The organism is Mycobacterium sp. E3298, assembly GCF_001666895.1.
Classification (GTDB): Bacteria; Actinomycetota; Actinomycetes; order Mycobacteriales; family Mycobacteriaceae; genus Mycobacterium.
This window is the reverse complement of record NZ_LZJB01000338.1, coordinates 1-10,551: the sequence shown is the minus strand read 5'-3', so window position 1 is coordinate 10,551 and position 10,551 is coordinate 1. Positions and strand designations below refer to the sequence as shown.

The 10,551-nt window shown below is 69.4% G+C and carries 8 protein-coding genes and 2 pseudogenes; 6 read left to right on the top strand and 4 right to left on the bottom strand.

The genetic code is table 11. The features are described from left to right. A pseudogene (locus tag A9X05_RS15835) lies at positions 1-216 on the bottom strand (acyl-CoA oxidase); the annotation flags it as partial. A 228-nt stretch (positions 217-444) separates the two neighbouring features. Between A9X05_RS15835 and A9X05_RS15830 the strand changes: the two are divergent. Continuing rightward, positions 445-1,464, top strand: a complete 1,020-nt coding sequence (locus A9X05_RS15830; RefSeq protein ID WP_231978402.1) for an esterase-like activity of phytase family protein — start codon at positions 445-447, stop codon at positions 1,462-1,464. Here the strand turns inward: A9X05_RS15830 and A9X05_RS15825 are convergent. Both A9X05_RS15825 and A9X05_RS15820 read right to left on the bottom strand, forming a co-directional pair. Next, on the bottom strand, positions 1,440-3,821 hold the full coding sequence (locus A9X05_RS15825) for an ATP-binding cassette domain-containing protein (protein WP_067782552.1): 2,382 nt from the start codon (positions 3,819-3,821) through the stop codon (positions 1,440-1,442). The genes A9X05_RS15830 and A9X05_RS15825 overlap by 25 nt on opposite strands. Positions 3,822-3,901: 80 nt before the next feature. Next, a complete protein-coding gene (locus A9X05_RS15820; RefSeq protein ID WP_067748486.1) occupies positions 3,902-4,375 on the bottom strand; it encodes a MarR family winged helix-turn-helix transcriptional regulator in 474 nt (157 codons plus the stop codon). Positions 4,376-4,568: 193 nt separating this feature from the next. Between A9X05_RS15820 and A9X05_RS15815 the strand changes: the two genes are divergently transcribed. The 4 genes from A9X05_RS15815 to A9X05_RS15800 are packed head-to-tail and all read left to right on the top strand — an operon-like array spanning position 4,569 to position 9,665. Beyond that, a complete protein-coding gene (locus A9X05_RS15815; protein ID WP_156675775.1) occupies positions 4,569-6,539 on the top strand; it encodes an ABC transporter ATP-binding protein in 1,971 nt (656 codons plus the stop codon). Further along, positions 6,536-7,387: a CbiQ family ECF transporter T component gene (locus tag A9X05_RS15810; protein WP_067748490.1), complete on the top strand. Its 852-nt coding sequence runs from the start codon at positions 6,536-6,538 to the stop codon at positions 7,385-7,387. The genes A9X05_RS15815 and A9X05_RS15810 overlap by 4 nt, the downstream gene beginning before the upstream one ends. Before the next feature lie 21 nt (positions 7,388-7,408). Further along, positions 7,409-7,867, top strand: coding sequence for an SRPBCC family protein (locus A9X05_RS15805; RefSeq protein ID WP_067748492.1), 459 nt, complete (start codon positions 7,409-7,411; stop codon positions 7,865-7,867). Continuing rightward, entirely contained in the window at positions 7,860-9,665 is a 1,806-nt protein-coding gene (locus A9X05_RS15800) for a sulfatase-like hydrolase/transferase (protein WP_156669892.1), read from the top strand. Before A9X05_RS15805 ends, A9X05_RS15800 begins: the two co-directional genes overlap by 8 nt. A gap of 55 nt (positions 9,666-9,720) precedes the next feature. Here A9X05_RS15800 and A9X05_RS15795 read toward each other — a convergent pair whose 3' ends face one another. Further along, positions 9,721-10,167, bottom strand: a complete 447-nt coding sequence (locus A9X05_RS15795; protein ID WP_067748496.1) for an Lrp/AsnC family transcriptional regulator — start codon at positions 10,165-10,167, stop codon at positions 9,721-9,723. 122 nt (positions 10,168-10,289) lie between these two features. On the opposite strand from A9X05_RS15795, the pseudogene A9X05_RS15790 reads away from it, so the two are divergent. Next, positions 10,290-10,551, top strand: a pseudogene (locus A9X05_RS15790) (N-dimethylarginine dimethylaminohydrolase); the annotation flags it as partial.

Here is a 10,551-nt window from a genome sequence, read left to right as displayed (position 1 = left end):
GTGCTCCTTGCGGAAGTTGTCGGCGGCGGCACCGAAGGCGGCCATGATCCTCATCTGCTCGGCCACCTTGGTGCGCGCAATCACGGTGTTCGGGGTGTAGTGCGGCCGGAAGAGGTCCTCGCTCATGGTGGACCGCAGCTGGTTCCTCGTGTCGCGCCAACGCCCGTCGAGGGCGTTGCGCAGCTGGTCGGCAATGGTGGTGGTCTCTGGCGCCATAACCCGACCGTATCCTGCGGTTCGCGCTGCGGGAATAACAACCCGACCCGTTTTCGCCGACGACACATCCGGGGCCGGGCCGTGCCCCGTTTTCACCCAGCCGACCGGATCGGCGATACCTTCTCCGGTATGGCACATCGGGTCCGCGCGGCGTGCGCGTTGCTCGCCCTGGCGCTCGCCGGCTGCGCGCCGGCGCACCCGCACGCCCCGGCGGCCCCGCCGCGGCCGATGTTGGCCTATCTCGGTCAGGCGCAGGTTCCGTTCAATGCGAGCTTCGACGGGACGGTCATCGGCGGTTTGTCGGCGCTGAGCTATGACGCGGGCCGTCAGCTCTATTACGTCATCAGCGACGACCGCTCGAAGAAGAACCCGGCCCGGTTCTACACCGTGCAGTTGTCCCTGTCGGACAGGGGAATTGACAGGGTCACCTTCACCGGCACCCATCCGCTGCTGGACCGTACCGGTCAGCCCTTCCGGCCGCTCACCCTGGATGTCACGCCACCGGTCGTCCCGCCGGACCCCGAGGGCATCGCGTTCGACCCCGCCCGGCAGCGGCTGTACTGGTCCTCCGAGGGCGAACGGATCACCTCCGGGCCGGTGTTGCTCGACCCCTGGATCCGGACCGCCGCGCTCGACGGCGCCTACCTCGGCGAGTTCACCCTGCCGGCCAATCTGGCGATGTCCACGCAGAACGTGGGCCCTCGCCGGGATAAGGCTTTGGAGGGTCTGGCGCTGACACCCGACGGCCGGACGCTATACGCCGCGATGGAGGACCCCGGTTACAACGACGGCCCGACCGGCGGCGACGGTCACCGTGTGCTCACCCGGATCACCAAATTCGACGTCGCCACCGGGGTACCGACCGCCCAGTACGCCTACCCGATGGAGCCGCCCGTCCCGCCCGCCCAACTCAACGGCGTCTCCGACCTGGTCGCGCTGTCGGACACGACGTTTCTGGTGATCGAACGGGCCGCCGCCACCCCGCCGACCGTGCGGATCTACCGGGCCGAGATCGGCTCCGCCACCGACGTTTTGGCGCTCCCGTCGCTGCAGGGCGCGGACGTGACCCCGATGAGCAAGACGCTGGCGGTCGACTTGTCCGCCACGCCGGGACTGTCGCCGCTGGACAATGTCGAGGGCATCACGCTGGGACCGAAGCTGCCCGACGGTCGCCAGTCGGTGGTGCTGGTCAGCGATAACAACTTCTCCCCGAGTCAGGTCACTCAGTTTCTGTTGTTCGCGATGTGAGGCTCCCGCGGCCGCAGCCGGTAGAGGGTGAAGCCGGCCGCCGCGACGCCGAGCAGGAAAAGCATCGTGATGTCGAACAGCCACCAGCCGCTGTAGTGGGTCCACGTCTGGCAGTCGGCGGCCAGGGGGTCGACGCGGCGCAGGTTGGCGGTGGACGCCGATGCGGCGAAGCCCCAGCGGGCGGGGACGAACCAGGAGATCTGTTGCAGGCCCCACTTGCTCACCAGCTGAACGAGGCTCCCGTTGAAGAGCGCGGAGGCCAGGATCACCGGAAGCAGCAGCGGCAGGACTTCGCGCAACGACTTGCCCATGGTCGACAACGCCAGCCCGACCGCCGCGGACACGATGGCCGTCACCGCCACGCTCATGTACAGCTCGAGGGTGGCGTTGTGCAGCAGGGCCGCGCCACCCGCCGGTCCGCCCTTGTCGGCGATGACAATGGCGAACACGATGGCCGTCAGGATCGCCGCGGCGAGGCTGAACACCAGGATCTTGGCGGCCAAATAGGCCACGGTCGACAGCCCGAGCGCCTGCTCGCGGCGGAAGATGCGATGCTCGCGCACCACAGTGCGGATCGTCAACGCGGTGCCGATGATCACCGCGGCGAGGTTGAGCGCGGCCAGGATCTCGATCGCTTCGTGCGGGTGGGCGTCGCCGGCACGGGGCCGGGTCAGGCCCGAATCGCCCGGGATCAGCAGCGTCAGACCCGCCAGGGCGAACGACAGGAGCACCAGGAACCCGACGTAGAGGCGGTCGGCGAAGAGCAGCCGGACGTCACGACGGGCCAGCAGCCGGATCTGACGACCCAAGGGGGCTTCGGCGGGCGGCGGCGTCGGTGGCGCGATCTCGGGCGGCGCGGGAGCCGCCGGGGGACGGGCGCGAAATGCGCGGTGGACGCCGTCGGGGTCGGCGCTGACGCGGGCCAGCACTTGCGGCCAGTCGGCGGTGCCCAGCGCGGATTCGACGTGTGCGGGCGGCCCCAGGAACGCCGTCGTACCGGCCGAGGTCAGCGTCAGCACCTCGTCGCACAGGTCGAGGTTCGCCAACGACGTCGGCGACGACACGGCCGCCACCACCACGCAGCCAATGTCGGCCTGGCGCCGCAGCATCGCCATGACGTGACGTTGTTGCTCCGCATCCAGGCCGGCGGTCGGCTCGTCGACGACGAGCAGCGTCGGCCGGGTGAGCAGCTCGACCGCCAGCGCGGCACACCGGCGCACCTCGGGCGAAAGCTTGCCGATCCGGGTGGACCGGTGCTCCGAGAGATCCAGTTCCTCGAGGACTTGGCCGATCACGCGGTCGCGTTGCTCCGGTGAAACGTCCTGCGGCAGGCGCAGTTCGGCGGCGTACGCCAACGCCTTTTCGACGGTGAGCTGGCGGTGCAAGCGGTCCTCGGGCGAGACGATGCCGATGCGGGTGCGCATCGACGCCGGCTCCGCATGCACGTCGTGGCCGTCGACCGTGACGCGCCCGGAGCTGGGTTGCCGGGTGCCGGCGAGCAGCCCGAGAAGGGCGGAGTTGCGGTTGGCCGACGGCCCGACGACGACGGTGAACATGCCCGGACGCGCCGAGAACGAGATGCCCGACAACATGTCGCGCCCGTCTACCGTCAGCCCGAGCTGGTACGCGGTCACCCCGAGGGTGCGGGCCTCGGCTTTGAGCGGCAATCGATAAGTGGCATTTCCAGATTCCGCGGCGCCGACGGCCGCACGCGGGACGCGGAGTTTCGAGGTGATCATCCGCTCGATCAGGCCCGGTGCCTTCGCCTGCGCATCCGCCGCCGGGATCGGCTCGACTGGGGGTGGAATGGGCGGTGTCGGCTGCGGGTGGGCGGGACGTTCGGCCGCCGGCGGTTGCGGGGGCACCACGCGCATGCGCTGGGTCTCGCGCTCGGTCGGGGCCAGCGGGCTCGGCTCGCCCGGATGAGCGGGTGGCGGCGGGAAGGGAGGAGGCGCCGGGGGCTGCCGCGGCGGGTAAGCGGGCGGTCGAGGCGGGGTTTGACGAGGCGGGCCGGCCGGGTGAGCGATCTCGAAAACCAGCCGCGGACCGCGCTGCGGATCACCGACGCTGATCGCCTGGCCGTTGCGAATCGCGACGGTCGAGGCCCGTGCGCCGTCGACGAAGATGCCGTTGTGGCTCAGGTCGATCGCCACCCAGTGGGTGCCCGCGAACCGCAGCACCACCTCGGGGCGGGGCGCCGGGGGCGGCGAGGTCGGAGTTCCGAGGCGCTCGAGGGCGATGTCGCTGCCCGGGCCGTAGCCGACGATCACGTCGCGGCCGGGGGAGAAGTCGAATCGCGCCGACCCGACCCACACGGTCAACGGGGAGGCTCTGAAACCGGAAGCCTCGGGCCGCATGGCCGCCACCTTTCGTCGCACCGGTCAGATCGACCTAGTGTCTACCCGCCGGCCGTCGTCCATCCACGTGGGTCCGCCCGTCACAGCGCGTTGCGGCGCCCCGCCAGCGACGCGTTGTCGAGAAGCCGGCGCAAGACCTCGACCGCGTCGGTCAGCACCTGGCGGTCGCCCGGCTCGAGCAACGCCAGTTGCGGTTCGATCGCGGCGGCACGGTCGGCGCGAACCGCGTTGAGCGTGCGCTTGCCCTGGGGGGTGATGCGGATGCGGACGGCGCGGGCATCCCCCGGGTCGACGGTTCGGGTGACCAGGCCGGCGTCCTCGAGCCGGCGCACCTGGGTCGTCATGGTCGGTTGTGAGCAGTGATCGACCGCCGCGAGGTCGCCGATCCGGGCTTCGCCGTGGGCTTCGATCGAGGCGAGCAGTCTGGCCTGCGCCGCCGGCAGCGGCATTTGGATGCGCTGGGTGGCCAGCCTGTTGAGCCGCGCCACCACGGCGAGCAGATCCGCTCCCAGCTGCTGGGCCTCGATGTTTGCGGTCTCGACAACTCTGTCCATGTGTCCATAGTTCCATAGCTTTGCTAAGCGAGGCGAAGACGCGCGGTCCGAATGGTGTCGGGAGTGTCGAGTGTGACGAACCGAGTTGGGACCACGGCCTGGCAGAATCGGTGAAGTGAAAGTCCGCGACCCCGTCCGTGCGCGCCGTCGGGGCGGACCTTTACATCCGGCCGAATTGGCCCAGGCCTCGGTCATGGGGGCGCTTTGCGCGGTGATCGCGATCATCGCCGGTGTCATCCCGTTCGCCCAAGGATTGGCGCTGCTGGGCACGGTGCCGATGGGGCTGCTGTCCTACCGTTACCGGTTCCGTGTGCTGGTGGCCGCGACGTTTGCTGCCGGAATGATCGCCTTCCTCATCTCCGGAGTGGGCGGCGCCGTGACGGTCGTCAACTGTGCCTACATCGGCGGCCTGACCGGATTCGTCAAGCGCAGGGGCAGGGGCACACCCACGGTGCTCGTCTCCTCCCTGATCGTCGGGGTCGCCGTCGCCGGGGCGACCGTCGGTGCGTTGGCCGTGCTGAACCGGTTGCGGCATCTGATCTTTGAGGTGATGTCGGCGAACGTGGACGGTGTGGTCGCGTTCCTGGACCGGGTGAATCTGCGATGGCTCGGCGCCGACGTCAAGCGGTGCTTCGACTTCGGGCTGCATTACTGGCCGTGGCTGATGCTCGGCTACGTCACCTATGGGGTCATGGTGTCGTCGTGGATCGGTTGGTGGGCGCTTTCCCGCCTGCTGGACCGGATGGGCAACGTGCCGGACGTGCACAAGCTCGACGCGCCGGACGAGCCGCCCGGCGCAGCGATCGGGCCCGTTCCGGTGCGGCTGGATAGGGTGCGGTTCCGCTACCCCAACGCCAGGCAAGATGCCTTGCGGGAGCTCAGCCTCGACCTTCAGGTCGGAGAACATGTCGCCGTCGTCGGCGCCAATGGGTCGGGCAAGACCACGTTGACGCTCATCTTGGCGGGCCGGCACCCGACGTCGGGCACGGTGCACCGCCCGGGCGCGGTGGGGCTCGGCATGTTGGGCGGTACGGCGCTGGTTCTGCAGCACCCGAAGAGCCAGGTCTTGGGAACCCGCGTGGCCGATGATGTGGTGTGGGGGCTGCCCCCGGGAACCGAGGTCGACGTCGACCATCTGCTGCAGGAAGTCGGTCTCGGGGGTTTTGCCGAGCGCGATACCGGCGGCCTGTCCGGCGGCGAACTGCAACGCCTCGCCCTGGCCGCGGCGCTGGCGCGGGAACCGGCGCTACTGATCGCTGACGAGTTCACCAGCATGGTCGACCAGAGGGGCCGAGAGGTCCTGTTGAACGTGCTGGCCGGCCTTCCCAAGCGGCATCGGACCGCCCTGGTGCACATCACGCATTTCGACAACGAGGCCGCGTCGGCGGACCGGACCATCAACCTCAGTGACTCCCCGGATAACACCGGCATGGTCGAGACGGTTCCCGCCCCGCTGCCTGCCACCGCGTTCCGGCGCGGCCCAAGCAAGCCGGTGCTGGAAATCGTTGGCGTCAGCCACGAATACAACAGCGGGACACCGTGGGCGAAGACCGCCCTGCGCGACATCAACTTCGTCGTGGAACAAGGCGACGGGATTTTGATTCACGGTGGCAACGGTTCGGGCAAGTCGACGCTGGCGTGGATCATGGCCGGACTGACCGTTCCCACGGTCGGCGCCTGCCTGCTCGACGGTGAACCGATCCGGGATCACGTCGGCGCGGTGGCGTTGTCGTTTCAGACGTCGAGGCTGCAATTGATGCGCAGCCACGTCGGCCTGGAAGTTGCTTCGGTGGCGGGCTTTTCGCCCCACGACGAAGGCCGGGTGATCGCCGCCCTGGCGGCGGTCGGGCTGGAACCCGCGATGGCCAGGCGGCGCATCGATCAGCTCAGCGGCGGCCAGATGAGACGGGTGGTGCTGGCCGGACTCCTGGCGTGCTCGCCGCGCGTGCTGATCCTCGACGAGCCGCTGGCCGGGCTGGACGTCGGGAGCCAGCGCGGCCTGCTGCGGCTGCTGGCGGATCTTCGCCGTCACCGCGGGCTGACCGTCGTCGTCATCTCGCACGACTTCGTGGGCTTGGAAGCCGTCTGCCCGCGAACCCTGCACGTGCAGAACGGCGCCCTGCAAACGGTGTCGGCCAGCGCGACGGCCGGGGGTGTGTCGTGACCGCACCTTCGTCCCCGACGCGCGGCAAGGAGCGGCGCACCGCGCGCCCGGTGGTGCTGTTGGTTCCGGTGCCCGGCGGGTCCGCGATCCACAGCCTGTGGGCCGGCACCAAACTTCTCGTGGTGTTCGGTGTTGCGGTGTTGCTGACCTTCTACCCGGGCTGGGTGACGATCGGGTCGGTGGCCGCGTTGGTGATGACGGCGATCTGGATCGCCCACATTCCCCGCGGTGCGCTCCCGTCGGTTCCGCGCTGGCTGTGGGTCCTCATCGCGTTGGGCTTCGTGACGGCCGCGCTGGCCGGTGGTAGTCCGGTGGTGTCGATCGCGGGGGTTCACCTGGGGCTCGGCGGGGCGTTGAACTTCCTGCGGATCACCGCGTTGTCCCTCGTCCTGCTCGGTCTGGGGGCGATGGTGTCCTGGACGACCAATGTCGCCGAAATCGCCCCGGCGCTCGCGGTTTTGGGCCGCCCGCTCAAGCTGGTGCGGATCCCGGTGGACGAGTGGGCGGTGGCCCTGGCCCTGGCGCTGCGCGCCTTCCCGTTGCTGATCGAGGAATTTCAGGTGCTCTACGCCGCTCGTCGATTGCGGCCCAACCACATGGCACCGACGCGTAAGGCCCGGGTCAAGCAGACGGCCGGCAACTCGATCGACCTGGTGGCCGCCGCCATCGTGGTGACGTTGCGCCGCGCCGACGAGATGGGTGATGCGATCACCGCCCGGGGCGGCATCGGCCAACTCTCAGCCGCTCCGGCCCGGCCGAAAATGGCCGACTGGTTGACGCTCGCGGTGACCATCGCGGTGGGCGGTGCCGCGGTGGCGATCGAGACGATATTCCACCTGACTCGCTGATCGTTCGCGTAACGTGAGCGCGTGGCCGACATACGCCGGACTCGCTCGATCGCGGCCCGCATCGGCGACATCTGGGAAATCCTTGCGGACTTCGGGTCGATCAGTTCGTGGGCCGGCAACGTCGACCACTCGTGCATCCTGTTCTCCGGACCCAACGGATCCGCCGTCGGCACCGCCCGGCGCGTCCAGGTCAAGCGCGACGCGCTCGTCGAGCGCATCACCGAGTTCGACCCGCCCCGCGCCCTCGGCTACGACATCGAAGGCCTGCCCGCCCGACTCCGCAGGGTGTCCAACAGCTGGACGCTCGAATCGACCGCCGGCGACTCGGCCACCACCCTGGTCGCCCTCACCAGCACGGTCGAAATCGGGCCGCACGCAATGCAAAAGCTGGCCGAGCGCGCCCTGTGCCGCTTTCTGGCGCGACAGTCCGAACTGATGCTCGCCGGCCTCGCCGACCGATTGGAGCATGCCCGTGTCTGACCGCCCCGATGTCATCGTCATCATGACCGACGAGGAACGCGCGGTACCGCCCTACGAGGCCCCCGACGTGCTCGCGTGGCGCGATCGAACGCTGACCGGCCGCAAGTGGTTTGACGATCACGGTGTCAGTTTCACGCGGCACTACACCGGCTCACTGGCCTGCGTGCCGAGCCGACCGACCATCTTCACCGGGCAGTACCCCGACCTGCACGGCGTGACCCAGACCGACGGCATCGGAAAGACCGCCGACGACTCACGGATGCGCTGGCTGCGTGCAGGCGAGGTTCCCACGCTCGGAAATTGGTTCCGGGCGGCCGGTTACGACACCCACTACGACGGCAAGTGGCACATTTCGCACGCCGATCTCCTCGAGCCCCGGACCGGTCGGCCGTTGGCGACCAATGACGACAACGGGGTCGTCGACGCCGCCGCCGTGCGGCGCTATCTGGAGGCAGACCCGTTGGGCCCGTATGGTTTCTCCGGCTGGGTCGGGCCCGAGCCGCACGGGGCGGCGCTGGCCAACGCCGGTGTGCGGCGAGACCCGCTGATCGCGGACCGGGTCGTCGCCTGGCTGGCCGACCGCTACGCCCGCCGCCGCGCCGGCGACCCCGCCGCCTTGCGGCCGTTCCTCCTGGTGGCGAGCTTCGTCAATCCCCACGACATCGTGCTCTTCCCGACGTGGTCGCGGCGGAGCCCGGTCAGGCCGTCGCCGCTCGACCCTCCCGCGGTGCCCGCCGCGCCGACCGCGGACGAAGACCTGTCCACGAAGCCCGCCGCGCAGATCGCCTTTCGCGAGGCGTACTACTCCGGCTACGGCCCCGCGGCCGCGATCGACCGAACCTACACGCGCAACGCGCAGCGCTACCGCGACCTGTACTACCGGCTGCACGCCGAGGTGGACGGACCGATCGATCGCGTCCGGCGGGCCGTCACCGAGAGCGGTTGGGGCGAGGCCATATTGGTGCGCACCGCCGATCACGGCGACCTGCTCGGGGCCCACGGCGGTCTGCACCAGAAGTGGTTCAACCTGTACGACGAGGCCACCCGCGTCCCCTTCGTCATCGCGCGCGTCGGCGAGCGCCGCACGCGACCACGGCAAGTCACGGCGCCGACCTCGCACGTCGACCTGGTTCCCACGCTGCTGGCGGCCGCAGGCGTCGATGTCGCGGCGGTCTCGGCAACGCTGGCCGAGTCGTTCTCCGAAGTGCACCCGCTACCCGGACGGAACCTGATGCCCGTCGTGGACGGTGCGCCGGCCGACGAGACCCGCGCCGTCTACCTGATGACCCGCGACAACATGCTCGAAGGGGACAGCGGTGCTTCGGGATTGGCGCGCCGCTTGCAGCAGACGGTCAATCCGCCTGCGCCGCTGCGCATCCGGATCCCTGCACACACCGCCTCCAACTTCGAGGGGCTGGTTGTCCGCGTCGACGAGGCGACCGCCGCCGGTGCCGCAGGCCACCTGTGGAAGCTGGTGCGCACCTTCGACGATCCGAGCACCTGGACCGAACCGGGGGTGCGGCACCTGGCGGCCAATGGGCTTGGGGGAGAGGCGTACCGGACGTCTCCCCTCGACGATCAGTGGGAGCTGTACGACCTGACCTCGGACCCGGTCGAGGCGGTCAACCGCTGGGCCGACCCTGACCTGCACAGCCTGCGTCAGCACCTGCGGACGCAGCTCAAACACGCGCGGGCCGAATCGGTACCCGAGCGAAACCGGCCGTGGCCGTATGCGTCTCGCCGGCCGCCTAGATCACGTCCGTCACGGCTCAAGCGCCTCTTCCGCCGGCGGACGTAACGCCAGGGCGGAAACTCGGCCCGAATTGCGCCATGGCGTTACGCGCGCCGCGCCGCTAGGTGCGCATCCTGTCGATGAGGTTCGACAACACCACAATGCTTTCGCTGCGCTCGATGTCCGCGCTGGACCGGATGCGCTCGAGGGCGGCCTCCAAGTGCCGCATGTCGCGAGCCAGCACGTGCAGGATCGCGTCCGACGTGCCGGTCACCGTCGCCGCGCTGGCTACCTCGGGGATGTCGACCCAGGCGGCGCGCAGCCGGTCGGGCGCGATCGTGCCGTGGCAGAAGACCTGCACGTAGGCCTCGGTGTTCCAGCCGAGTGCGTTGCGGTCGACGACCGTGGTGAAGCCCTTGATGACGCCGGTGTCCAGCATCCGGTCGACGCGGCGCTTGACCGCGGGCGCAGACAAATTCACCTTCTCGCCGATTTCGGCGAACGTGGCCCGCGCATGCTCGGTCAGTTCGGTCAGGATGCGGGAGTCGGTCTCGTCGAGGCGCTCCATCGCCCTCCGTTTCGGTCGCGCGCAACAAATCGATGCCAGTGGCATTCTAGCGCAATAAACCAAGCATAGACACGCAACAGCTAGCGTTTGATTGTGTACCGAGGCGCCAATACCGTTGATTTATGACGGAACAGTACGTCGCGGCGCCCGCGCCCTCCCCGGCGCGACCGGGGCACATTCGAACGCCAACCGCCCGCCGCTACGCGATGACGCCGCCGACCTTCTTCGCGGTCGAGTACGCGATCAACCCGTGGATGGACACCTCGACGCCGGTCGACGTCGGGCTCGCGCACGCGCAATGGGAGGCGTTGCGCGCGACCTACCGCCGGCTGGGCCACCGGGTGGACGTGATCGAGCCCGCGGCCGGACTGCCGGACATGGTGT